This is a genomic window from Streptomyces alboniger (assembly GCF_008704395.1).
Taxonomy (GTDB): domain Bacteria; phylum Actinomycetota; class Actinomycetes; order Streptomycetales; family Streptomycetaceae; genus Streptomyces; species Streptomyces alboniger.
Window position 1 is genome coordinate 4,759,481 of record NZ_CP023695.1, and the last position, 24,496, is coordinate 4,783,976.

The 24,496-nt window shown below is 71.8% G+C and carries 16 protein-coding genes and 1 riboswitch; of the genes, 9 read left to right on the plus strand and 7 right to left on the minus strand.

From position 1 onward, the window contains the following. Positions 1 to 25 precede the first annotated feature (25 nt). Positions 26 to 1,102 (minus strand): C40 family peptidase, encoded by a 1,077-nt coding sequence (locus CP975_RS21390; protein ID WP_150477228.1) that lies wholly within the window; start codon positions 1,100 to 1,102, stop codon positions 26 to 28. Between the two features lie 342 nt (positions 1,103 to 1,444). Here CP975_RS21390 and CP975_RS21395 point away from each other — a divergent pair, with 342 nt between their 5' ends. Next, the gene (locus tag CP975_RS21395; RefSeq protein WP_055532687.1) at positions 1,445 to 1,798 is read left to right on the plus strand and encodes a hypothetical protein; all 354 of its coding nucleotides are present in this window, start codon (positions 1,445 to 1,447) and stop codon (positions 1,796 to 1,798) included. Between the two features lie 97 nt (positions 1,799 to 1,895). Here CP975_RS21395 and CP975_RS21400 read toward each other — a convergent pair whose 3' ends face one another. Next, positions 1,896 to 3,113 carry a C40 family peptidase gene (locus CP975_RS21400; RefSeq protein WP_055532685.1) on the minus strand — a complete coding sequence of 406 codons (1,218 nt, stop codon included), beginning with the start codon at positions 3,111 to 3,113 and terminating at the stop codon, positions 1,896 to 1,898. A gap of 8 nt (positions 3,114 to 3,121) precedes the next feature. Continuing rightward, a riboswitch (cyclic di-AMP (ydaO/yuaA leader) is annotated at positions 3,122 to 3,277 on the minus strand. Between the two features lie 243 nt (positions 3,278 to 3,520). On the opposite strand from CP975_RS21400, the gene pcrA reads away from it, so the two are divergent. Further along, positions 3,521 to 6,010: a DNA helicase PcrA gene (gene pcrA / locus CP975_RS21405; protein ID WP_055532681.1), complete on the plus strand. Its 2,490-nt coding sequence runs from the start codon at positions 3,521 to 3,523 to the stop codon at positions 6,008 to 6,010. A 48-nt stretch (positions 6,011 to 6,058) separates the two neighbouring features. On the opposite strand, the gene CP975_RS21410 is transcribed toward pcrA, so the two are convergent. After that, positions 6,059 to 7,591, minus strand: coding sequence for a M23 family metallopeptidase (locus tag CP975_RS21410; protein WP_055532679.1), 1,533 nt, complete (start codon positions 7,589 to 7,591; stop codon positions 6,059 to 6,061). A gap of 216 nt (positions 7,592 to 7,807) precedes the next feature. Further along, on the minus strand, positions 7,808 to 8,818 hold the full coding sequence (locus tag CP975_RS21415) for a lipase family alpha/beta hydrolase (protein ID WP_478492176.1): 1,011 nt from the start codon (positions 8,816 to 8,818) through the stop codon (positions 7,808 to 7,810). A gap of 436 nt (positions 8,819 to 9,254) precedes the next feature. Between CP975_RS21415 and icmB the strand changes: the two genes are divergently transcribed. Further along, the gene (icmB, locus tag CP975_RS21420) at positions 9,255 to 9,671 is read left to right on the plus strand and encodes a coenzyme B12-dependent isobutyryl CoA mutase small subunit (RefSeq protein WP_030782310.1); all 417 of its coding nucleotides are present in this window, start codon (positions 9,255 to 9,257) and stop codon (positions 9,669 to 9,671) included. A 55-nt stretch (positions 9,672 to 9,726) separates the two neighbouring features. On the opposite strand, the gene CP975_RS21425 is transcribed toward icmB, so the two are convergent. After that, positions 9,727 to 11,394, minus strand: a complete 1,668-nt coding sequence (locus CP975_RS21425) for a DUF5691 domain-containing protein (RefSeq protein ID WP_220450202.1) — start codon at positions 11,392 to 11,394, stop codon at positions 9,727 to 9,729. Positions 11,395 to 11,501: 107 nt separating this feature from the next. Continuing rightward, positions 11,502 to 12,848: an SWIM zinc finger family protein gene (locus CP975_RS21430; RefSeq protein WP_055532677.1), complete on the minus strand. Its 1,347-nt coding sequence runs from the start codon at positions 12,846 to 12,848 to the stop codon at positions 11,502 to 11,504. A gap of 153 nt (positions 12,849 to 13,001) precedes the next feature. Here CP975_RS21430 and CP975_RS21435 point away from each other — a divergent pair, with 153 nt between their 5' ends. The 6 genes from CP975_RS21435 to sucD all read left to right on the plus strand — a co-directional run bounded on the left by CP975_RS21435 (position 13,002) and on the right by sucD (position 23,039). Next, positions 13,002 to 14,162 (plus strand): ATP-binding protein, encoded by a 1,161-nt coding sequence (locus tag CP975_RS21435; protein ID WP_150477229.1) that lies wholly within the window; start codon positions 13,002 to 13,004, stop codon positions 14,160 to 14,162. After that, positions 14,159 to 16,501 (plus strand): DUF5682 family protein, encoded by a 2,343-nt coding sequence (locus tag CP975_RS21440; RefSeq protein WP_246201583.1) that lies wholly within the window; start codon positions 14,159 to 14,161, stop codon positions 16,499 to 16,501. The genes CP975_RS21435 and CP975_RS21440 overlap by 4 nt, the downstream gene beginning before the upstream one ends. Before the next feature lie 638 nt (positions 16,502 to 17,139). Further along, positions 17,140 to 18,348: a VWA domain-containing protein gene (locus CP975_RS21445; protein ID WP_150477946.1), complete on the plus strand. Its 1,209-nt coding sequence runs from the start codon at positions 17,140 to 17,142 to the stop codon at positions 18,346 to 18,348. A gap of 1,306 nt (positions 18,349 to 19,654) precedes the next feature. Next, positions 19,655 to 20,641 carry a hypothetical protein gene (locus CP975_RS21450; RefSeq protein WP_055534519.1) on the plus strand — a complete coding sequence of 329 codons (987 nt, stop codon included), beginning with the start codon at positions 19,655 to 19,657 and terminating at the stop codon, positions 20,639 to 20,641. 312 nt (positions 20,642 to 20,953) lie between these two features. Then, entirely contained in the window at positions 20,954 to 22,132 is a 1,179-nt protein-coding gene (gene sucC, locus CP975_RS21455) for an ADP-forming succinate--CoA ligase subunit beta (RefSeq protein ID WP_055534521.1), read from the plus strand. 22 nt (positions 22,133 to 22,154) lie between these two features. After that, a complete protein-coding gene (gene sucD / locus CP975_RS21460) occupies positions 22,155 to 23,039 on the plus strand; it encodes a succinate--CoA ligase subunit alpha (protein WP_030779547.1) in 885 nt (294 codons plus the stop codon). A gap of 93 nt (positions 23,040 to 23,132) precedes the next feature. Here sucD and CP975_RS21465 read toward each other — a convergent pair whose 3' ends face one another. Further along, positions 23,133 to 24,470 (minus strand): helix-turn-helix domain-containing protein, encoded by a 1,338-nt coding sequence (locus CP975_RS21465; protein WP_150477230.1) that lies wholly within the window; start codon positions 24,468 to 24,470, stop codon positions 23,133 to 23,135. Positions 24,471 to 24,496: the final 26 nt, after the last annotated feature.

Consider the following 24,496-nt stretch of genomic DNA (forward strand, 5'->3'; position numbering starts at 1 on the left):
CATTACTTGGGTCGCGAGGGCAGGTTCACGCCACCCGGGTGGCGCCCGCGAACGGCATCTGGTCGATCGGCGCGAGCCGTACGGGAGCGCTCGGGTTCGGGGCGTGGATCATCTGGCCGTTCCCGACGTAGATGCCGACGTGACTGATGCCCGAGTAGAAGAACACCAGGTCACCGGGGCGCAGCGCCGAGCGTGGCACGCGCTCGCCCGCGGCGATCTGGGCGTACGTGGTGCGGGGCAGTGAGACGCCCGCCGAGCGGTAGGCGGCCTGCGTCAGGCCCGAGCAGTCGAAGGCGCTCGGACCCGTCGCGCCCCACACGTAGGGGCTGCCGATCGCTTTGTACGCGTAGGAAACAGCTGCGGCGGCACGGGCGTTGGGAGTCCTCGCCGCGCTGCCCGGCCGAGGGGCGCGGGCGCCGGGGGCGGCGGTGCGGGTGTCCGAGCGGGCGGCGTCGCCCTCGTCGCCCTCGTCGCCCGCGAACTCCGCACGCTGCTTCTCGGTGAGCTGGGCCAGCAGTCGCTTGGCCTCGCCGAGCTTGGTGGTGACGGTCTTCTTGTGCTTCCTCAGTTCCGCCTGGCGCGAGCGGAGGGTGGACAGGCGGCCGTCGGCCTCGGCGCGCACTTGGTCGACCTCCTGGAGCTTCCTGCGTACGCCGCCGATGGCCGCGGCCTGGCGGCTGCCGGCCCGGTCGGCCAGCGAAGCGCGGTCCAGGAACTGCTCGGGGTCCGAGGAGAGCGCGAGTTGGACGGACGGGTCGATGCCGCCCGCGCGGTACTGGGCGGCCGCGTATGAACCCAGCGCGGCACGGGCGGAGTTGAGTTTCTCCTGCTTGCGGGCCGCCTCGTCGCGCAGCTCACCGAGCGACTTCTCGGCCTTCTCGGCCTTCTCCTTCGCGCCGTTGTACTTCTCGGTGGCGACCTCCGCCTCGCGGTAGAGCGCGTCGACCTTCGCCTTCACCGCGGCGGGGCTGAGCCGTGGGTCCGCGTGTCCCGAGCCTTCGAGGGCGGTCGCCGAGGCGGCTCCCGCGAGGGCGAGGGTGGCGGCGGTGCGGGCCGTGCGGCCGCTGAGCGAGCGCTGTCTGGGCTTGCGGTGCGCTGCCACGAGGGGCTCCTTCGCTGGCCGGCGGCGGCCCACACAGGGGGAGCGGGCCGCCGCCGGGTTTCTCGGCGGTGGTGGCCGACTGCCGCCCCGGGAGGGCGGCGGTGGGGAGCCGGTCACCTGGTGGAGGACGCTAAACCTGGTCGTCACGGCTTGGTGACGGATTGTGCGTAATGGGCGGCAGTGGGCGGAAGGGCGACTGCGTCTGTCCGTGCCGACAATCGATCGAAGCCCTGTTCACGCGTAACTATGACCAATGTGGCGATTACGGCCTACCTGTCCGTCGGCGGGTGGTAAGGGACCACCTGCGGCAGGCGGCAGGGGACCCGGCTAGGCTCCGGCCTCATGGACGTACTCATCCATCTCTTCGTCGGCCTGCACATCATCGGCATCGCCTCGCTCCTGGGCGGCTTCCTCACCCAGATGAAGCAGATGGGCCAGGGCGCCGCCCGCTTCAGCCCCGCGATGCTCCACGGCGCGCTGACCATGCTCGTCACCGGAGTGGTCCTGGTGGGCCTCAACCAGGCGGACGACAACGCCGTCAACAACCTCAAGATCGGCATCAAGATGGCCGTGCTGATCGTGATCCTCGCGCTGGTCTACGTGAAGCGGGACGAGGAGAAGGTGGACAAGGGTGTCTTCGGTGCGGTGGGGCTGCTGACCACGGCGAACATTTTCATCGCCGTCCTGTGGACCTGATCCCCGCTGACGACCCTCTACGCGCGCGTGGCCCGCACTCTCCCGGGAGAGTGCGGGCCACGCGCGCGTAGAGGGTCGTAGAGGGTGCTTCTTGTGGTTACGCCGGGCGCACCACGCTGTGGATCGGCATGTAGTAGATCGACTCGACGCGTACGTTGGCGCCCGGCTTCGGGGCGTGGATCATCTTGCCGTCGCCGATGTAGATCCCCACATGGCTGATGTCGTCGTAGAAGAAGACCAGGTCGCCGGGGGCGGCATCGGCGGTCTTCACGGTCGTGCCGACCTTCACCTGGTCCCACGTGGTGCGCGGCAGGGAGATCCCCGCGGCCTTCCAGGCGTCCTGGGTGAGCCCGGAGCAGTCGTAGGAGTCGGGTCCCGTGGCGCCCCAGACGTACGGCTTGCCGATCTGGGCCTCCGCGAAGCCGATGACCTTCGCGGCCTTCGTGGCGCCCGAGCCGGGCTCGGCGCCCGGACCCGGACCCGAACCGGTGTCCGGCCCGGAGGAGCCCTGGCCCCCTCCCCGCTCCTTCTCCCGCTCCTTCTCCCGCTCCTTCTGCGCCGCCTCTTCCGCCTTGCGCTTGCGCTCCGCCTCCGCGGCCTGCTCGCGGGCCAGCTCCTCGGCCTTCCGCTTGGCCTCCCGCTCCTTCTTCCGCTCGATCGCGGCGAGCCGCGCCTTCTCCTCGGCGGTCAGCTCCGACAGCAGTGCGCGCGCCTCGCCCAGCTTCCTCTGGACGGTCCGCTTGCTCGTCCTGAGGTCGTCCCGGGACTCGCTCAGCGTCTTGAGGCTCTTCGCGGCCTTCGTACGCTGCTTCGTCGCCGACGCCTGCTCCGCCTGGTACTCGTCGACGGCCTTCTTCTGCCGGGAGGTCAGGCGGTCCGCCAGGTGGTTCTGGTCGAAGTAGCCCTGAGGGTCGTTGGCGAGCATCATCGTGGCGGTCTCGGAGGCGGCGCCGGTGCGGTACTGCGCGGCGGCGAAGGAGCCCAGCTCCTGGCGCGCCTCGTTCAGCTTGTCCGCGCGCCTGGCCACGCCGTCGAGCAGACGGTCGACCTTCTTGCGCTGCTTCTCGGTCTTCTCCTTGGCCGAGTTGTACCTCTGGGTGGCCACGCCCGCCTGGTGGTAGAGGTCGTCGACCTTCTTCTTCACCTCGTCGAGGCTGGGCTCCACCGGCGCGGAGGGTGCTGTCGGCGCGGCGGGTGCTGCCTGCGCGCTCTGCGACAGGAGCGCCACGGACGTGAGGGCGGCCGTGGTGATACCGACGGCGGGGGTGGTGCGTATGCCGGCTGACCGGCCCCGCGGCTTGCGGTGCGACGCCAAGGGAGGCGACTCCTTCCGTAGACCGCCTACCGGGTTAGCTGTCGGGTTCGGGCGGGTGGTCCGGAAGGTTGCCCTACAGTCCCGTACGAAGTACGGGACCGATTCACCCCAAGTTTTCGGTGGGTCCCCGGTTCCGAACACGTCGGACTCGGCGGGGGCCACCCGTTCCCGGCGGGGTTCGCCGGTGGGGGACGTGCGGCCCGCGGAGCACGCTAACCAACCTGTGTGGCACGTGTGAAGGTTGATGTTCGATATGCCCGATACATTTTCGTGACTTTACGAGCGTCAGGACGGGCGCCCGCAGCGGAGTGGCGGAGCGTGACCGGGTGCGGCCGGGGCGTGAACGGGCCCGGGGTGGCCGGAACCCGGGGCGGGTTGTCAGTGGGGCCGCCTAGACTCGGGAGGCGATGAGCAGCCTCTTTGATGACAGCTTCCTGGCGGACATGCGGCCTTCCCGGGCCGCGGACGAAGAACCCCCGCCGCCGCCCGAGGACAGCGCTCCGGAACCGGTTCCGGACGACTTGTTCAGCGGGAAGTTCGACGTGCCCATGACCCGGGACTCGCACTACCGCGACGGAGCCCCGCGCCCGGTCATCGACCCGGCCGCGCTCCTGGAGGGGCTGAACGAGAACCAGCGCGCGGCCGTCGTGCACGCGGGCTCCCCGCTGCTCATCGTCGCCGGCGCCGGTTCCGGCAAGACCCGCGTACTGACCCACCGCATCGCGTACCTCCTCGCCGAGCGCGGTGTCCACCCCGGCCAGATCCTCGCGATCACGTTCACGAACAAGGCCGCGGGCGAGATGAAGGAGCGCGTCGAGCAGCTCGTCGGCCCCCGGGCCAACGCGATGTGGGTATCGACCTTCCACAGCGCCTGCGTCCGCATCCTGCGGCGCGAGTACAAGAAGCTGGGCTTCACGTCCTCCTTCTCGATCTACGACGCCGCGGACTCCAAGCGTCTGATGGCCCTGGTCTGCCGCGACCTGGACCTCGACCCGAAGAAGTTCCCGCCGAAGTCCTTCAGCGCCAAGATCTCGAACCTGAAGAACGAGCTGATCGACGAGGAGGACTTCGCCGCCCAGGCCGCCGACGGTTTCGAGAAGACCCTCGCCGAGGCCTACGCCATGTACCAGTCCCGCCTGCGCGAGGCGAACGCGCTGGACTTCGACGACCTGATCATGACGACGGTCCACCTCCTGCGCGCCTTCCCGGACGTCGCCGAGCACTACCGCCGCCGCTTCCGGCACGTCATGGTCGACGAGTACCAGGACACGAACCACGCCCAGTACGCCCTGGTGCGCGAGCTGGTCGGCCCCTCCGGAGGCGAGGGTGACGACCCCGCGGAGCTGTGTGTGGTGGGTGACGCGGACCAGTCGATCTACGCCTTCCGCGGCGCCACCATCCGCAACATCCTCCAGTTCGAGGAGGACTACACCGACGCGACGACGATCCTCCTGGAGCAGAACTACCGCTCCACGCAGACGATCCTGACCGCCGCGAACGCGGTCATCGAGCGGAACGAAAGCCGCCGCCCGAAGAACCTGTGGACCAACCAGGGCGCGGGCGCCCGCATCACCGGCTACGTGGCCGACACCGAGCACGACGAGGCGCAGTTCGTCGCCGACGAGATCGACCGCCTCACGGACGCGGGCGACGCGAAGGCCGGCGACGTCGCGATCTTCTACCGTACGAACGCCCAGTCCCGCGTCTTCGAAGAGATCTTCATCCGCGTCGGCCTGCCCTACAAGGTCGTCGGCGGCGTCCGCTTCTACGAGCGCAAGGAGGTCCGCGATGTGCTGGCCTACCTGCGCGTTCTCGCCAACCCCGAGGACGCGGTGCCGCTGCGGCGCATCCTCAACGTCCCCAAGAGGGGCATCGGCGACCGCGCCGAGGCGATGATCGACGCGCTCTCGCAGCGCGAGAAGATCTCCTTCCCGCAGGCGCTGCGCCGCGTCGACGAGGCGTACGGCATGGCGGCCCGCTCGACCAACGCCGTCAAGCGGTTCAACACGCTCATGGAAGAGCTGCGCACCGTCGTCGAGTCCGGCGCGGGCCCGGCCGTCGTCCTGGAGGCCGTCCTCGAACGGACCGGCTACCTCGCCGAGTTGCAGGCCTCGACCGACCCGCAGGACGAGACCCGCATCGAGAACCTCCAGGAACTCGCCGCCGTGGCACTGGAGTTCGAGCAGGAGTACGCCCAGGCCCAGGCGGCGCAGGCCGAGGGCGACGAGGGGCCCGCCCCGGCCGGCACCCTCTCCGACTTCCTGGAGCGCGTCGCGCTCGTCGCCGACTCCGACCAGATTCCGGATGAGGAGGACGACGGCTCCGGAGTCATCACTCTCATGACGCTGCACACCGCCAAGGGACTCGAATTCCCCGTGGTGTTCCTGACCGGCATGGAGGACGGCGTCTTCCCGCACATGCGCTCCCTCGGCCAGGTCAAGGAGCTGGAGGAGGAGCGCCGCCTCGCCTATGTCGGCATCACGCGCGCGCGTGAGCGGCTCTACCTCACCCGGTCCTCGATGCGCAGCGCCTGGGGCCAGCCCTCGTACAACCCGCCCTCACGCTTCCTCGAAGAGATTCCGGAAACCCATCTGGACTGGAAGCGGAAGGGCTCCGTCGGCGCCCCCGCCTCGTCCGGTCCCGCCGCGGGCATCGCCTCGTCGCTGTCGTCCTCGCGTTCGCGCACGGGTGGGGCGCAGGGCTTCGCCACGCGCCGCGCCTCGGAGAAGCCGGTGGTCTCGCTGGCGGTGGGGGACCGGGTCACGCACGACCAGTTCGGCCTCGGGACCGTGGTCGGGGTGAAGGGCACGGGGGCGAACGCCGAGGCGACGGTGGACTTCGGCGAGCCCAAGCCGAAGCGGCTCCTGCTGAGGTACGCGCCGGTCGAGAAGCTGTAACGCTCCGGGCGGTGCCCGGAGCCGCGCCGGGGGGGGGCGGCGGCGGAGTTACGTCGGGTCGAGTCCGTGGCTGCGCAGCCACGGCAGCGGGTCGATCGCCGAGCTGCCGCTGGGGCGCACCTCGAAGTGCAGGTGCGGTCCGGTGGAGTTGCCGGAGTTCCCGGAGTAGGCGATGGTCTCGCCCGCCTTCACGGGACCGCTGGAGATCTTGTGCGAGGAGAGGTGGCAGTACCACGTCTCCGTACCGTCCTTGGCGGTCACGATCGCCATGTTGCCGTAGGCGCTGTTCCACTTCGTGGTCACGGTGCCGTCGGTCGCGGCGAAGACTTCCGTGCCGTACGACACGGGGAAGTCGATGCCGGAGTGCGCCGACATCCAGTTGACGCCGGCCTGGCCGTACTGCGCGCTCAGACCGTGCTGCTTCACCGGCAGCGCGAACTTGGGGCGCAGCCGCTCCTTGCGCGCCGCCTCCGCGGCCGCCTTCTTCTGGGCGGCGACCTTTTCGGCCTTCAGGTCGATACGTTCCTGCGTGCGGCTCGCGCGGTCCGCGAAGTCGCCCGCGTCCGCGGAGAGGTTGGCCAGCTGGGTGTCCAGCTTGCTGTTGGCGGTGGAGGGCTTCACGGACGTGGTGTCCGGTGCGGAGGCCGTCGTCTCTTTCTCGCCGTCCCCGCCGAAGCTGCCCACGGACGCGGCCGCCACCCCGGCGACGCCCATCACGCAGGCCGACGGCACGGCGACGGTGAGGAGGGCGGAGCGCTTGGCGGGGGTACGGCGCCGGGTCCTGGACCGACCCGCACCGGATCCGCCGCTTTTGCCGCGGGCGGTGCGGGGGGTGGGGGCCGGAATCCCCGAGACGGACTCGGGCTCCGCGCTCGCGTAGGGGACATCGGTGTCGTACGGGCCCTCGCCGTCGTACGGGCTCTCGCTGTCGAACGGGGCATCGCTGTCGAACGGGGCCTCGGCGGAGATCTCGTACTGCTCGGTCAGCTCGTACGGCTGCGGAGTTTCGTTCGACTCGTGCGACTCGCGTGCCTCGGGTGACTCGTGCTGCTCGCGTGTCTCGTCGGCGGAGTTCCACGCCGTGGCGTCGTACGCGCCCGTGTCGAAGGTCTGCGTCTGCCACTGACCGGTCGCCGGACCCTGGTCCCAGGAGGCGGTGTCCCACTGGCCCGTGCTGTCGGGGCCCGGCTGCGACGGGATGTCGGCGAGCTGCTGATAGCCACCGGCCGACCAGACGGAGGTGGTGTCGTAGCTGCCGGTTTCGTAGGCGGCGGCGTGGTGCTGTGCGGCGTACGCGTCGTAGGCGGACGTCTGCTGCTGGGTACTCGGCGTGGTCGCCCACTGGCCTGTGTCGTACTCGGTGCCGGGCATGTCGCCGAAGAGGGGATCGGTGGCGAAGGTACCGGTGTCGAAGCTTCCGGTGCTGATGCTGCCGGTGTCGAAACCGCCGGTGGAGTAGGTGTCGTAGCCGTAGCCGCCGGGCTGGGCGCTCTGCTGGTCGTACGTCGCGTTGAGCGGGTAGTCGGCGCCGGGTGCCGAGGGCTGGGGAGTCGAGCTCCCCGACGGGTGACGGTCGTTCACCAACTTCTCTTTCGCCTCGGCAGCAAGGGCGGAGCAGTGCGGCGACTGTACCCGGCGGTATGCGGGCGCGACAATCTTCGGCAGGTTTCATGGTCTCAGGAAACGGGCATTCGGCCGTCTTTCGGAGGACTGCGGGCACAGGCTTGGCCCTGCGTTCGAGCTACGTTCGATACCGGGGGCTCGCCAAGTGGCCCCTGATCCGGTGTTCCGCTGTGGTCAGGCGACCGTGAGCCCGCCCGGGGCTTCCTTGGCGTCGGCTCCGGGATGGGCCAGGTCGAGGGCCTGGCGTATGCCGTTCGCGACCGCCGGGTGCACCGGGAGCGCGAGGTGGCCGATTCCGGTCACGCGGACGTTCTGCGCGATCAGGTCGGGGTGGTCCACGCACGCCGTCTCCAGCGGGACCATGATCTGGTCCAGGTCGCTCCAGAAACTCACGAACTGCGTCCGGCAGTCCGGTGCAGGTTCCTTCAGCTCCTCGATCACGGCGGAGCCCGGACGCATCTGCCGCACGATCGGGTGCGCGTCCGCGAGCGGCGCGACGCGGGTGCCCCCGTGCGGTGTGCCCAGCGTGACAAGCGTGCGTACGCGTACGTCACCGCCGAGGCGCTGGGCGTAATACCGGGCGATCAGGCCGCCCAGGCTGTGCCCGACGATGTCTACCCGATGGTGGCCCGTGCGCTCGCACAGCTCTTCGACGTGGCGGCCGAGAAGCTCGGCGGCGGTACGGATGTCGCAGGTCAGCGGGGAGTAGTTGAGGGACTCCACGCGGCGTCCGTCGTGCTGGGACAGGGCGCGGCGGAGCAGGACGAAGACCGAGCGGTTGTCTATGAAGCCGTGCAGGAGGAGGGTCGGCGGCCTGCTGTCCGGGGGGAGGCGCGGCGCGTCGGGGGGCGGCTGGACAGGGGCTGTCCTGCGCTCCTGGGCGATGCCCGAGGGGTAGAGGACGAGATGGCCCGCGAGGATCGCCACTTCCAGGGCGGTCGCTTTCAGGAGGGCCAGGGAGAGGCGGCCCGCCATCTTGGCGGAGAGGGCGGGCAGCGAGGGGAGCAGCGACAGCGAGGGGAGTGCGGGGGGTAAAGGGAGCGTGGGGAGTGCGGCGCGTAGTGCGGGGAGCGCGGCCAGCGCGTGCAGTGCCGACCGGCCGGGGAGTCCCGGCAGCCTTGGCAGTCTCGGCCGCGGGAGGGTGAGGGTGCGAAAGGGGTGGGCCCCTGTGGCTGGCTCCGGCATCGTCGACCTCCCGATCGGCGCACGGGAGGACAGCTCCGTCCCCCGTGTGCCCTAGGGGGAGTCGTGAGAAAGGAGTCGGCTGTGCGACGGCGTTCCACGCCACCGTGGTGCGGTGGCCCCATGCCCCCGTTGCGTCGCCGATGCATCGGACCACCACGCCGGGCGGGTGCCGGTGTGGTGGTCCGGCGATCTCGTTGCGGCTCCCCTCGCGCCTGGTCCGGATGCGGGGCGCGAACCCCTGAGTAGTGGACGGCGCGCAGCGAACGTGTCCCAACGTGTGATTTCCCCCTCCCTCTCCACCGCGAAACTGCCGCTTGCGCGATGCTGGAGATAACGTTCGTTCACTTCCCCGGCCCGTGCGGTGCGGGGTATCTGTGCTTGGGCAGATGCTTGGACAGATGGATGTCGGTACGGATATCGGTACATGGAGGCAGTGATGGGTGTGGCAGCCGGGCCGATCCGCGTGGTGGTCGCCAAGCCGGGGCTCGACGGGCACGACCGCGGGGCCAAGGTGATCGCGCGGGCGCTGCGTGACGCCGGTATGGAGGTCATCTACACCGGGCTGCACCAGACGCCCGAGCAGGTGGTGGACACCGCGATCCAGGAGGACGCCGACGCGATCGGCCTCTCCATCCTGTCCGGGGCGCACAACACGCTGTTCGCGCGGGTGCTCGAACTTTTGAAGGAGCGGGAAGCGCAGGACATCCTGGTGTTCGGCGGCGGCATCATCCCGGAGGCGGACATCGCGCCGCTGAAGGAGAAGGGCGTCGCGGAGATCTTCACGCCCGGTGCGACCACGACTTCGATCGTGGAGTGGGTGCGGGCGAACGTGCAGGAGCGTGCCGGGGCCTGATCGGGCGGGGCGCCTCGGCCGGAGGCTTTCGTGGCCTTCCGGGCAGGACGTGCGCTCACGCTCCAGGAGCCGGCGGCGGGAGTTCGTCTCGTATCGCCGCGCGGAGGCGCAGGGTCGTGACCAGGCGTTGGAACGCCTCCGACCAGTAGCTCCCCGCTCCCGGTGACGCGTCCTCCGGTTCGTCGGGTATCGCGGTGAGCGCCTCCAGGCGGATCGCTTCCGCGGGGTCGAGGCAGCGTTCCGCGAGGCCCATGACCCCGCTGAAGCTCCAGGGGTAACTGCCCGCGTCCCGCGCGATGTTCAGCGCGTCCACGACCGCCCGGCCCAGTGGTTCGGTCCAGGGGACCGCGCATACGCCCAGGAGCTGGAACGACTCGGACAGCCCGTGCGAGGCTATGAATCCGGCGACCCAGTCTGCCCGTTCCGCGGCGGGCAGGGCGGCCAGGAGCTTGGCGCGCTCGGCGAGCGATACGGCCCCCGGGCCCGCGGCGTCGGGGGCCGCGGGCGCGCCGAGCAGGGCCCTGGACCAGGTCGCGTCCCGCTGCCGTACGGCAGCGCGGCACCACGCGGCGTGCAGCTCGGCACGCCAGTCGTCGGCCACGGGGAGGGCCACTATCTCGGCCGGGGTGCGGTGGCCGAGCCGGGTGCTCCAGGTGGCGAGTGGCGCCGCTTCCACCAACTGGCCGAGCCACCAGGACCGTTCGCCTCGACCGGCGGGGGGCTTGGGGGCGACGCCGTCCCGCTCCATGGCCACGTCGCACTCGTGCGGCGCCTCGACCGTGAGGGTCGGCGTGTTCGACACGTGGTCCACGGCCACACAGGAAGCCGCCCTGGACGCCATCCGCCCGGCCAGCGCCGATTCGGGGAGCGCGGAGAGCAGTTCCGCCGCCGTGGAGCGGACGTTGCGGCTGCGGTCGGTGAGCGCCTGCTCCAGGAACGGCTCGTCCGCCGCCGACAGGCCGGTGCGGAGCGAGTCGAGGAACATCAGGCGGTCCTCGGCCCGTTCTGTCTGCCAGGTCGTGGTGAGCAGCCGCCGGGCGGCGCCGGGGTCGTGCGCGCGGAGTGTGGTGAGCAGGGCAACCCGCTCCGCGAAGAGGCCCTCTTCCCACAGTCGTTGGACCTCGGGCGTGTCGTCCGCGGAGGGCAGTGCCACACCGCTTCCCGGGGTGGCGCGGAGGGCGAACTTCCAGTGCGGGTTGAGCCGGGCCAGCCACAGGGCTCTGGGGCCCGCGAACGTGAGCGCCTGGGGGCGCAGGTCCGTGCGGCCGCGGGCCGCGTCGAGGAGGGCGGGAAGCAGCTCGGGTGGTGCTCCGTACCCCCGGGCGTTGGCCAGGGCCAGCCACTGGGGGAGGAGTTCCATCAGGTCCGGGGCCGCGCCGCGTCTGCCGCCGCTGCCGGTGCCGGGATGGTCGGTGAGGAGCGTGGCGAGCCTGCGCCGGGCCGCGGGCGGCAGCGGCGGTCTGGGGTCCGGCAGCGCCGGTTCGGGCGGCGCGACGGCCGGTGCAGGGCGCAGTCCCGCCCTGCGGCGTACCGTCTGCACCGCTGCCTCGTCCAGGAGTGCGACCGGTGCCTCCCTGCCGGGGGTGTGCAGGGCGGGCGGCAGCGCGCGCCGGTCGGTGCCGAGCAGGGCCGAGGTGACCAGCTCTTCCCATGAGGAGTGCGGGGTGCCCGGCTTCCCTCGGGAGGGAGGCGGAGGCGCGGCTTTCGCCGGGGGGACGGGCATCTGTTCCTCCTCGTGGTTGTGTTCGTTCTCGTTCTCGTTCTCGTTCTCGTGGTCGGGGTCGCGATTGTTCTCGTGCCTGCTCTTGCCGTTGTTCTTGCGTTCGTTCGTCAGCACAGCGGCACCGTCTCTCCCGCCCCCTGAGGCCAGGCCGCCAAGGGGGTGAAGCCGCGGTGGCCGCACTCCCCGAACACGGTCAGCGGTGCGCCTCCGGACAGGGCGATCAGCCGCCAGAGGCCCTGCGCGGGGGCGGAGGCTGCAACGGGGAGCGCCAGGGCCCCGTCCGGGTCGGCCAATTGCCATCCGCTTTCGGTCTGGGCCGGTATGACCTCGGCGAGCGTCACCGGCCAGGACTCCAGCCACGGGTCGTCACGCAGCGCCTCGCCGTACAGGGCGGTGGCCTCGTCCGTCCGTACGCCCGGTGGCCGTTCCGCGGTGGGCGCCGGGGCCGCGAACTGTTCACCCAGGTCGGCTCGCAGCTGTCGCGTGCCCGCGTATCCGGTCAGCTGCGCGTCGAGTGCGAGGCCCACCGGCAGGGCGAGCGCGGGGGCGCGGCCCGCGGCACCGTACGAGAGGAGCAGCGCGGTGCGCCCGGAGTGCGTGCCGTAGAGCCAGATGCGGCGCGTGGTCAGTTTGCTGTCCGCCGTGTCGTACTGCGCGAGGACCAGCCACCGGTCCCGCAGCGGCGGATCCTGGGGCTGGGCGGGCAGGCCGACGCGGGAGCGGACCGTGGCGGCCAGGTCGTGCGGCAACTGGTCGCGGTGGAGCCAGCCCTGGTCGAGGAGGTGCACCAAGGCGCACTCCTCCAGGAGGCGCACCGGCCAGCCCGGCCCCGAGGAGGGTATGGCGCCCAACTCCCGGACCCGCGCGGCCAGTCCCGGTGCCTGCGCGTCGACCATACGGGCCGCCGTCTCCTCCCACAGGCCGTACCCCGACTGCTCGGCGGACGCCGTACCGGCGCGCAGCAGGTCGGACAGGCGCTGCTCCAGCTCCATCGCCCCCGCCGTGATCCGCTCGGCCCGCTTCTCCGCTCTCCCGCGCGCCGCCTCAGCGTCCGCCGGGGCCGCGGGCCGCGCGGCCGGACTCCGCTTGCCCTCCGCTCTTTCGCGGCGGGACGCCAGCCACTCCTCCGCCCATGCGGGGGGCTCCCCGTCCGGCACGGTGCCGTCCCCGCCCGCCCAGATCAGCAGCAGCCCCAGCGCGTGCTTGCACGGGAACTTGCGGCTCGGACAACTGCACTTGTACGCCGGACCCGCCCTGTCCGCGATGTCCACGACCGTCTGATACGGCTTGCTGCCACTGCCCTTGCACAGCCCCCACACCGTCCCCTCGTCAGAACTCCCCGCCTCCGACCATGGCCCTGCGACGCCGAGTTTGCTTCCCGCCTTGCGTGACGGGACGTCAGGCGCCAGCGCCAGCACCTGATCCGCCGTCCAGCGCACCCCCTGCTGAGTCATGTCTCGAAGGTAGGTCCCGCCACTGACAATCGACCCGGCTCCGGGTATCCATGCAGCTCAGAGGCGTGTGAGGGTCGATTGTCAGTGGCGTGGTGCACGGTGGAGACACATCCGGGCCAGACGTGCCCGGAGGAGCTGGAGGGGGATCGCTCCATGACCGTTTCCGTCGACTCGACGACGTCCGCGACCGCGAATCCGGCCGGGACCGCGAATCCGTCCGCGACCGCCGATCCGGCCGGGGTGCTGCGGCCGCACGCCGAGCACGCCTTCGCCGCCGAACTGGCCGCGCTCGCCGTGCAGGACGACCGGCCGAGGCCGCAGCGGTGGAAGCTCTCCCCGTGGGCCGTGGCGACGTATCTGCTCGGCGGCACGCTGCCCGACGGCACCGTGATCACCCCGAAGTACGTGGGGCCCCGCCGCATCGTCGAGGTCGCCGTCACCACGCTCGCCACCGACCGGGCCCTGCTGCTGCTCGGTGTGCCCGGCACCGCCAAGACCTGGGTGTCGGAGCATCTGGCCGCCGCGGTCAGCGGGGACTCGACGCTGCTCGTGCAGGGCACGGCGGGCACACCGGAGGAGGCGATCCGGTACGGGTGGAACTACGCCCAGCTCCTCGCCCACGGCCCGAGCCGCGACGCGCTCGTGCCCAGCCCCGTCATGCGGGCGATGGCCGAGGGGATGACGGCACGCGTCGAGGAGCTGACGCGCATCCCCGCCGACGTGCAGGACACGTTGATCACGATTCTCTCGGAGAAGACCCTGCCCATCCCGGAGTTGGGCCAGGAGGTGCAGGCCGTGCGGGGCTTCAACCTCATCGCCACCGCCAACGACCGCGATCGCGGGGTCAACGATCTGTCGAGCGCCCTGCGCCGCCGGTTCAACACCGTCGTCCTGCCCCTGCCGGAGAGCGCCGAGGCCGAGGTCGACATCGTCTCCCGCCGCGTCGACCAGATCGGCCGCTCCCTCGACCTGCCCACGGGACCCGAGGGCATCGACGAGATACGCCGTGTCGTCACCGTCTTCCGCGAGCTGCGCGACGGCGTCACGGCGGACGGGCGTACGAAGGTGAAGTCGCCCAGCGGCACGCTGTCGACGGCAGAGGCGATCTCCGTCGTCACGAACGGACTGGCCTTGTCGGCCCACTTCGGCGACGGCGTCCTGCGCGCCGGGGACATCGCGGCCGGCATTCTCGGCGCGGTCGTGCGCGACCCCGCGGCGGACCGCGTGATCTGGCAGGAGTACCTGGAGACGGTCGTCCGTGAGCGTGACGGCTGGAAGGACTTCTACCGCGCGTGCCGGGAGGTGAGCGCGTGACGGGGGTACGGGCGGGGGCCGCGGCCGGGGGGACGCTGCTGCTCGGGGTGCGGCACCACGGGCCCGGGTCGGCCCGTGCGGTGCGGGCCGCGCTCGACGAGGGGCGGCCCGAGGCCGTCCTCATCGAAGGGCCGCCGGAGGCCGACTCCTTGGTGCACCTCACCGCCGACGAGGGCATGCGGCCGCCGGTCGCGCTGCTCGCGCACGTCGTGGACGAGCCGGGCCGCTCGGCGTTCTGGCCGCTCGCCGAGTTCTCCCCGGAGTGGGTGGCCATCCAGTGGGCCGTCGGGCGCGGGGTGCCGGTCCGCTTCATCGACCTGCCGGCCGCGAACTCGCTGGCACGAAACGAGGAAGAGGGTGATCCAACCTCCGGGGGCGAGGACGCCGTGCGGATCGATCCGCTCGCCGTGCTCGCCGAGACCGCCGGGTACGACGATCCCGAGCGCTGGTGGGAGGACGCCGTCGAACACCGGGCGGGGGGCGGTGACGCGTTCGCGCCGTTCGAGGCGCTGGGCGAGGCGATGGGGGCGCTGCGCGAGGCCTACGGGGACGGTGGGCACGGCCGCGACCTGGCACGCGAGGCCCATATGCGGCTGCGTATGCGGGCCGCGCAGAAGGAGTTCGGTCCGGACCGGGTGGCCGTGGTGTGCGGGGCCTGGCACGTGCCTGCGCTGCGGCGCAAGGTCGCCGTGGCCGCCGACCGGGCGCTGCTCAAGGGTCTTCCCAAGGTGAGGGCCGAGATGACGTGGGTGCCCTGGACGAACCGCCGGCTGTCCCGCGCCAGTGGGTACGGGGCGGGCGTTTCGTCCCCCGGTTGGTACGGCCACCTGTTCGGTGCCCCGGACCGGCCGGTCGAGCGCTGGATGACAAAGGTCGCTCGGCTGCTGCGCGAGGAGGACCGGCTCGTGTCGTCCGCGCACGTCATCGAGGCCGTCCGGCTCGCCGACACGCTCGCCGCGATGCGGGGGCGGCCGCTGGCCGGACTCACCGAGACGACCGATGCGGTGCGGGCGGTGATGTGCGAGGGCTCGGACGTACCGCTCGCCCTCGTGCACGACAAGCTCGTCGTCGGGGATGTGCTGGGGGAGGTCCCGGAGGCGGCCCCCGCCGTGCCGCTCCAGCGCGATCTCACCCGCCTCCAGCGCAAGCTGCGGCTGAAGCCGGACGCCCTGGAGCGGGAGCTGCAGCTGGACCTCCGCAAGGAGACGGACGCGGCCCGCAGCACGCTGCTGCATCGGCTGCGGCTCCTCGGTATCGGCTGGGGCGAGCCGGTGCGGTCCCGGGGGAGCACGGGGACGTTCCGGGAGACCTGGCGGCTGCGGTGGGAGCCGGAGCTTTCCGTACGGGTCGCGGAGGCCGGGGTGTGGGGGACCACGGTGCTGGGCGCGGCCACCGGAAAGGCGACGGCCGACGCGGTCGGCGCGGCGGGCCTCGCCGACGTCACGGCGCTCGCCGAGCGGTGCCTGCTGGCAGCGTTGCCGGACGCGTTGCCCGTGGTGATGCGGGTGCTCGCGGACCGGGCCGCGCTGGACGCGGACGTCGGGCACCTCGCACAGGCGTTGCCCGCGCTGGTGCGGTCGCTGCGGTACGGCGACGTGCGGGGGACGGACACGGCCGCTCTCGGCGAGGTGGCTCTCGGGCTCGCCGAGCGGCTCTTCGTCGGGTTGCCGCCCGCCTGTACGGGGCTTGGCGCGGAGGCGGCTCTGGAGATGCGGGGGCATGTCGACGCGGTTCACCAGGCGGTGGGCATGTTGGGGGAGTTGACGCCGGATGCGGGCTCCGGCGGGGCGGGTTCCCAGGGGGTGCGGGCCCGGTGGGTTTCCGTGCTGCGCGTGCTCGCGCGGCGGGAGGCCGTCGCCGGGGTTGTGCGGGGGCGTGGTGTGCGGCTGCTGCTGGACGGCGGGGAGTTGGCGGACGAGGCGGTCGCCCGGCTCATGGGGCTCGCGCTGTCCAGAGGAGGCGACCCGGCGGAAGGAGCCGCCTGGATCGAGGGGTTCGTCGGGGGCGGATCCGGTGGCGGAATGCTGCTCGTCCACGACGACCGGCTCCTCGGCCTTGTGGACGACTGGCTGAGCGGGGTCTCGGCCGACGCCTTCATCGACGTACTGCCGTTGCTGCGCCGCACGTTCTCGGAGTACGAGCCGGGGGTGCGGCGCACGCTGGGGGAACTGGTGAGACGCGGACCGGCCGGGGGCGGGGTCGCGGTGGGAGGGGGCGGCGTCCCCGGTTTCGCCGAGGAGATCGACGCAGCGCGGGCGGACGCGGTCGTGGCGACGGTGCGGGCGCTGCTCGGCGAGGCGCCGGCGGGGAGGGAGGGGCTGGTGGGGGCGGTGGGGTGACGGGGATGGCGGGGGTGGCGGGGTGATTGGGGTGGCGGATGGGTGGTGGGGGCGGCGCATCTCGCGGTTCGGCGTTGGTGGGACTGGGCGGGTGCCGTGGTGCTGATGGTGCGGGTGCCGGTGGATGTGGTGCAGGTGGGCGGCCGAGATCTTGTGGGGGTGGCGGGATGACTGGGACGGGTGGGGCGAGCGAGGTGTTGGGGGCGACCGACGTGGCTGGTGTGGGGGTCGGTGGGTTTGAGGTGGGGCTTGACGTGGCTGGGGTGGAGGTCGGCGGGTTCGAGGCGGGGGTTGCTGTGGCTGGTGCGGGGGGTGACGGGTTCGAGGCGGGGGCTGCCATGGCCGGTGCAGGGGGTGACAGGCCCGGGACGGGGGCTGTTGTGGGCGGGGCGTCGGCTGGGGGGCTCGGAGCGGCGGTTGGCGTGGTCGGGGCGGGGTTTTGTGAGGTCGGGGTGATTGGCGTCTCGGGGGCGGCAGTTGGTGGGTTCAGCGCGGTAGATGACGGATTGGGGGCGGGAGCGGGCGTGGCCGGGGCGGGGGGTGTCGCGGGGGCTGATGTGCGTGGAGCGGCAGTTGATGGGCTTGGGGCTGCCACGGGAGCCGGTGCAGGGGCTGGCGCGGGAGCTGACGTGGCCGGGGTGGCCGCTGGTGGGATTGGGGGCGGGGTGGGGGGTGGCCTCGGGGAGGTGGGGGGAGAGCGGTTGCGGCGGTGGCGGCTTGTGTTGGGTGGGGAGGGCGGTGAGGGGACCGGGTGTGCGCTCGCGGGGCGGGACGCGGCGATGGACGGCGCGCTCACCGCGTTGTACGGGGTGGGGAGTGAGAAGGGCGGCCGGGGGCGGGAGCGTTCGGCGGGGCTCGGAGGGTCGGCGCCGTCCGTGGCGCGCTGGCTCGGGGACATACGGACGTACTTCCCCTCGTCCGTCGTCCAGGTCATGCAGCGCGACGCCATCGCCAGGCTCGGACTCTCCACGCTGCTCCTGGAGCCCGAGATGCTGGAGGCCGTCGAGGCGGACGTACACCTGGTGGGCACGTTGCTCTCCCTCAACAAGGCGATGCCCGAGACCACCAAGGAAACCGCGCGGGCCGTCGTGCGCAAGGTCGTCGAGGACCTGGAGAAGCGGCTCGCGACGCGGACCCGTTCCACGCTCACCGGAGCGCTCGACCGCAGCGCGCGCGTCAGCAGGCCCCGTCACCACGACATCGACTGGAACCGCACGATCGCGGCCAACCTCGGGAACTACCTGCCGGAGTACCGGACGATCGTGCCCGAGCGGCTCATCGGGTACGGACGGGCGGAGCGGTCCGTGAAGAAGGAAGTCATCCTCTGCATCGACCAGTCGGGCTCGATGGCGGCATCCGTCGTCTACGCCTCGGTGTTCGGCGCGGTGCTCGGTTCGATGCGGTCACTCACCACGCGGCTCGTCGTCTTCGACACGAATGTCGTCGACCTCACCGATCAGCTCGACGACCCGGTGGATGTCCTGTTCGGCACGCAGTTGGGGGGCGGGACCGACATCAACCGCGCCCTCGCGTACTGCCAGTCGCAGATCACCCGGCCCGCCGACACCGTCGTCGTCCTCATCAGCGACCTCTACGAAGGGGGCATACGCGACGAGATGCTGAAGCGGGTCGCGGCGATGAAGGCGTCCGGGGTGCAGTTCGTGACGTTGCTCGCGCTCTCCGACGAAGGGACGCCCGCGTACGACCGCGAGCACGCGGCGGCGCTCGCCGCGTTGGACGCGCCCGCCTTCGCCTGTACGCCGGACCTCTTCCCGGAGGTGATGGCCGCGGCGATCGAGCGGCGGCCACTGCCCATACCGGACACGGCGGTGGGGAACCGGACATGACTGTGCATCGGGTGCAGAGGGCTTGCGCGAGGGCGGGCGTTCCGTGCGAGGATCGACGCGCCGGGCGTGCGGAATGATGCGTTCCGCTGTCGCGGCTCCGTGACACGGGCGTACGTTCCGAACTCGGGCGTACGTGCTGAACGCGGCGTACGTGCCGAACACGGGCGCACGTTCCGGCTCCCGCCCTCCTTCCCTCCTCCCCCCCCCGCCGTGCAGAGGAACCTCTTCGTCTTGAACCCCGCTTCCGCAGCTGTTCCGTCCGGAGCCGTCGTGCGCCTCGTGCGCGCGGTGGCCGGGCGGCGTGCGCTGCGAGTGGCCATGCTGCTCGGGGGGTTGCTCGTCATCGGGTTCCTCTTCGGGGAGCGGGCGCAGGCGGCGGACGGGCCGGTTCGGCCGGTGGAGCGGGTCCAGCCCGTGCCGCGGGCCGTCGCCGAGCCGGTGGTGAAGCCTGTCGTCCGGAGCGCTGAGCGGAGCATCGAGCGGAGCGCCGTGCGTTCCGTGGGCGAGGGTGTTGACGACATGGTCGCTGCCTTGCGCAAGGCGCCGCCCCAGGGGGAGTTGCTCCCCGAGCAGCGGTTGCCGTTGCCGTCGCCTGGCGTCCGCCTTGGCCGGGGCGCCGTGCCCGCGCCCGCGCCCGCCACCCTCCCTCTCCCCCTCCCCGTCCTGACTCCTACGCCTGCCCCGACTCCTACGCCTGCCCCGACTCCTACGCCTGCCCCGGCTCCCGCGCCCGACCCTGAGGTCGAGGCCGAGCCGCGGGGCGAGGGCGGTTCCGTTCCGGGGCCGGTGCATCGTGCCGGGCTGTCGGGCGGGGCGGGGGCTGAGTCCTCGGATCGCGCCGAGTACGGCACCGCGCATGGCGCCGTGTATGGCACCGGCAGCTGGTGCGGGGGCCTGGGTTCCTGTCACGGCCCCGACAGGGACGGTGACCGTGACGCGGTCGCGGACGTGGGCGGGCCGGGGCCGGGCTCTGAGCCGCTGCCCGCGCCCGCGCCCGGGGCTCCCGGCGGGAGCCTCGGCGGTGCCACCGCCGTTGACGGTGGCGCTTCGCGGTTCGGCGGCGATGTGCAGGCGGCCGCGCTCTCCGGCATGGCGCCGGTTCGGCTTCTCGCGGGTCCCGGTCTTTCCGCGGGCTCCTTCCCGACGCGTGACAGACACCGGGACATTCCCGAATTCCCTGGCTAGGGCAGCCCTTTCCCCGCGATGACCTGCCGCGCGGGGGCGGAACAGGTCTGCCCGCCGGTCCGTGGACATCTCCGGACCGGATCCACAGCCAGAGCACGAATTCGAAGGATCTGACGTCAGCATGAACAAGAACATCCGCCGTTCCATCGTCATAGCCGCAGGTGTGACCGGGGCCTGGGCCCTCGGTTCCGCCGTCGCCAGCGCCGATGAGCTGCCCCAGCACTCCGTCGCGGTGCCGGACCAGGCGTCCGACGCGGTCTCCGACGTCACGGGTGGTGTCGCCGACGTGACCGACGACGACGTCGCCGATGTGCCGGACAAGGCCTCCGACGTGAAGGACGTGGCATCCGGCACGCAGGGCAGGGTCTCACCGGCCGAGGACGCGCTCCCCAAGGCGCAGGGCAAGCTCGCACAGGCCGACGGCGCGGTCTCACAGGCCAAGGCCAAGGCCAAGGTCTCCGACGACGTCGACTACCTCTTCGGCCCCCTCTCCGCCTTCGCGCCGGACCTCGCCCAGGTCCAGGACACCGCCACCCGAGCCGCCGCTCAGGCCCCCGGCCGGGCCCAGCGCACCGCCACCCCCATCGTCGACGAGACCGCCGCCTCCGTGCTGCCGCCCGTCGCCGCCACCGCCGTCGACGGTGTCGTGCCGGTCGCCGGGCAGGCCGTCGGGGACCTGTCCGGCCTGGCGCGGGGCGTGACCGGTGAGGTGCTGCCGTTCGCGGGCGGGGTCGTAGGCGAGGTTCCGCCGTTCGCGCGGACGGTCGTGGGCGAGGACGTCCAGCCGTTCGCGGACGGTGTCGTCGGCTCGGTCGCGCCGGTCGTGCGGACCGTCACCGACCAGGTGCGGCCCGTCGTACAGGGTGTCGGCGGCAGCGCCGAGGGGCTGGCGTGGGGCGTGACCGGTGACGTCCAGCCCTTCGCGGGCGGCGTCACCTCGCAGGTCCAGCCGCTCGCGCGGGACCTGACCGGCGCCACCGTCGCGCCCCATGCCCAGACCCTCGCGGGCAACGCCGTCGGCGGCGTCCGGGGCGTGGCCGACGACGTCACGCCGAGCTACGTGCCGACGTACGACTCGGTCGCCTCGTACACCCCGTACGGCGTCTGATCGCTGCCCCGTACAGCGCCCGCTCGCTGGAGCAACGGGAGCAAACGGGCGGCCTCTGGTGTGACAGGGGCCGCCCGTCGGCGTTTCGCGGCCGCGATCTGTGACCGTCATCACCGCCCAAATGTGATCTGCGATTTAGGGACCCACGTCCCACGGCGATAACCTGCGAGACGGACATGCCGCGTACTGGACTCCGTCCTACGCCTCCCTTGTGACAGCGCAGTCACGTTGCCCTCCGCGGCACGCCCACGCAGACAGCTGACACCAAAGCAGCGAGATCGCAGCGAGATCACGGATTAGGGACGGACGCGCGTGGACCTGTTCGAGTACCAGGCGAGGGACCTCTTCGCCAAGCACGGTGTACCGGTGCTGGCCGGTGAAGTCATCGACACGCCTGAGGCGGCGCGCGAGGCCACCGAGCGTCTTGGCGGCAAGTCGGTCGTCAAGGCGCAGGTGAAGGTCGGCGGCCGCGGCAAGGCCGGCGGCGTGAAGCTGGCGGCGGACCCGGACGAGGCCGTCGCTCGTGCGACGGACATCCTCGGCATGGACATCAAGGGCCACACGGTCCACAAGGTGATGATCGCCGAGCTGTCCCCGGAGATCGAGGCGGAGTACTACGTCTCGTACCTCCTCGACCGCACCAACCGCACCTTCCTGGCCATGGCCTCGGTGCAGGGCGGCATGGACATCGAGGAGGTCGCGGAGAAGACCCCCGAGGCCCTCGCGAAGGTCCCGGTCAACGCCGTCGAGGGCGTGAACATCGAGAAGGCCCGCGAGATCGTGGCGCAGGCGAAGTTCCCGGCCGAGGTGGCCGAGAAGGTCGCCGAGGCCATGGTGACCCTGTGGGACACCTTCGTCGCCGAGGACGCGCTCCTCGTCGAGGTCAACCCGCTGGTGAAGACCAAGGACGGCCGGATCCTGGCCCTGGACGGCAAGGTGTCCCTGGACGCCAACGCCGACTTCCGCCAGCCGGAGCACGAGGCTCTTGAGGACAAGGACGCAGCCAACCCGCTCGAGGCTGCTGCCAAGGCCAAGGGCCTCAACTACGTCAAGCTCGACGGCGAGGTCGGCATCATCGGCAACGGCGCGGGTCTCGTCATGAGCACCCTCGACGTCGTCGCGTACGCCGGTGAGGCGCACGGCGGCGTGAAGCCCGCCAACTTCCTCGACATCGGTGGCGGCGCCTCCGCCGAGGTCATGGCGAACGGCCTGGAGATCATCCTCGGCGACCCGGACGTCAAGTCCGTCTTCGTCAACGTCTTCGGTGGCATCACCGCGTGCGACGAGGTCGCCAACGGCATCGTGCAGGCCCTGGAACTGCTCGCCTCCAAGGGCGAGAAGGTCGAGAAGCCGCTGGTCGTGCGCCTCGACGGCAACAACGCGGAGCTGGGTCGCAAGATCCTGAGCGACGCCAACCACCCGCTCGTACAGCGCGTGGACACCATGGACGGCGCGGCCGACAAGGCCGCCGAGCTCGCGGCTGCGAAGTAAGGGAAGAGGTTAAGACACCACCATGGCTATCTTCCTCAACAAGGACAGCAAGGTCATCGTCCAGGGCATGACCGGTGCCACGGGCATGAAGCACACCAAGCTCATGCTGGGTGACGGCACCAACATCGTCGGCGGCGTGAACCCGCGCAAGGCGGGCACGAAGGTCGACTTCGACGGCACCGAGGTGCCGGTCTTCGGCACGGTCAAGGAGGCCATGGAGGCGACGGGCGCCAACGTCTCCGTCCTCTTCGTGCCGCCGGCCTTCTCCAAGGCCGCCGTCGTCGAGGCGATCGACGCCGAGATCCCCCTCGCCGTCGTCATCACCGAGGGCATCGCCGTCCACGACTCCGCCGCCTTCTGGGCGTACGCGAAGTCGAAGGGCAACAAGACCCGCATCATCGGCCCGAACTGCCCCGGTCTCATCACCCCGGGCCAATCGAACGCCGGCATCATCCCGGGCGACATCACGAAGCCGGGCCGCATCGGCCTGGTCTCGAAGTCCGGCACGCTGACGTACCAGATGATGTACGAGCTGCGTGACATCGGCTTCTCGTCGGCCGTCGGCATCGGTGGCGACCCGGTCATCGGTACGACGCACATCGACGCCCTGGAGGCGTTCGAGGCCGACCCCGACACCGACCTGATCGTCATGATCGGTGAGATCGGCGGCGACGCCGAGGAGCGTGCGGCGGACTACATCAAGGCCAACGTGACGAAGCCGGTCGTCGGCTACGTCGCCGGCTTCACGGCGCCCGAGGGCAAGACCATGGGCCACGCCGGCGCCATCGTCTCCGGCTCCTCCGGCACCGCGCAGGCCAAGAAGGAGGCCCTTGAGGCCGCCGGCGTCAAGGTCGGCAAGACGCCGACCGAGACGGCGAAGCTGGCGAGGGCCATCCTCGCGGGCTGACCCTCTCCGCCCTGCTCGTCCTGCTGTTCGAAAGCGGGCCCGCACCTCTGTTGAGGCGCGGGCCCGCTTTCTATTGGGTGGGCCGGAGGGAGGCTATTTCGGCTCCGGGAGCAGACGGTGGGGGCCGTTCGGCACGTAGGAGCGGAGCTTCTCGCGGAGTTCCTCGTCCTCGTACGAGAGAGGGCCCGGCCCCATGCGGGGCGGAACTCCGCTGATGGCCCTGCCCGGGGCCTGCGGCGGCTCGTAGTGGGTCGGGGCCGTCCTCAGGGTCAGGGCGGTGGCGCCGATGATCAGGGTCGTGAGGGCGATGGCCGCGCGGGTCCAGACGCGGGCGCGGTGCTCGCCGGTGATCCTGACCCGCTCCGGCGTCGGCGGCCGGAGCTTCTCCGCGCCGCCCAGTTCGGCGAGGCGCCGGTGCAGCGTCCCGGGGTCCGCCAGATCGGGCAGCCGCTCGGCGACCACCTCGCGCGCGTGCAGCAGGCGGTACGCGGCGGCGGGCGTGCTCGCCTCCGTCTCGGCCGCGGTCTCGGGCAGGTCGAGGCCGATGCCGTCGTAGAGCAGCAGCGTGCGGCGCTGGGCGGGCGGCAGGCTCAGCAGTACGTCGAGGAAGGCGCGGTCGGCCGGTTCCGCGGGCGGGGCGTCCGAGTGCCGCAGGGAGGGGCGGAAACGGTGCCAGGGCGACATTGCGTACTCGTGTACGACGGCACGGACCCAGCCCGCCGGGTCGCGGTCCACGGCCACCTCGGGCCAGCGGAACCACGCCTGCTGGAAGGCGCGCTCCACGGCTTCCTGGGCCAGCGTCCGACGCCCCGTGAGCACGTAGGCCTGGCGTACCAGGGTGGGGGCGGTGTGGGCGCAGAGGGCGTCGAAGGCGTGGGCCGGGGTGCGGGGCCGGGAGGGTGCGGGATCGGGGGCGGGCGCGGCGGTGGGATCGGCCGAAGATTCCGGCTCGGGCTCGGGCTTGGGCTCGGGGCCGGAGCCGGGTTCGTGGTCGGGGCCGCACTCGGGCTCAGCCTCGGGTTCGGGGTCGGGCAGGGGCGGCGGCGGTGACGGTGACGGGTGGTGGGCGTGGCCGCTCACCGCGGCCGGGCTCGACGCCACCGCCGTCGGGGTCTGCGGCTTCGCCGCGCGCTTGACCGGGGGCTCGGGTCTCGTCGTAGAGCGGGCGCCGTCCGTGGGCGGCGCCTGCGCGTGCCGCCGCGCGGGCCGCTCCTGGGGGCGCTCCTCGGTCTTGGCGAGGGAGTTCAGGAGCTTCGCGTACGCCTCATGGGAGCGCCCCCGGGGGTGCGTGCGGCCCTTCTCCCACAGACGGACCGTTTCGCGTGTGACGCCCAGCTTCGCGGCGACATCGGCATGGCTCAGCGACTTCGCCTCGCGCAGCCTGCGGCGTTCCTTGGGGGACGGCAGAGACGTGGCAGGGCTCTGGGGCATGTCGGACTCTCCGCAGCGTGGGCCGA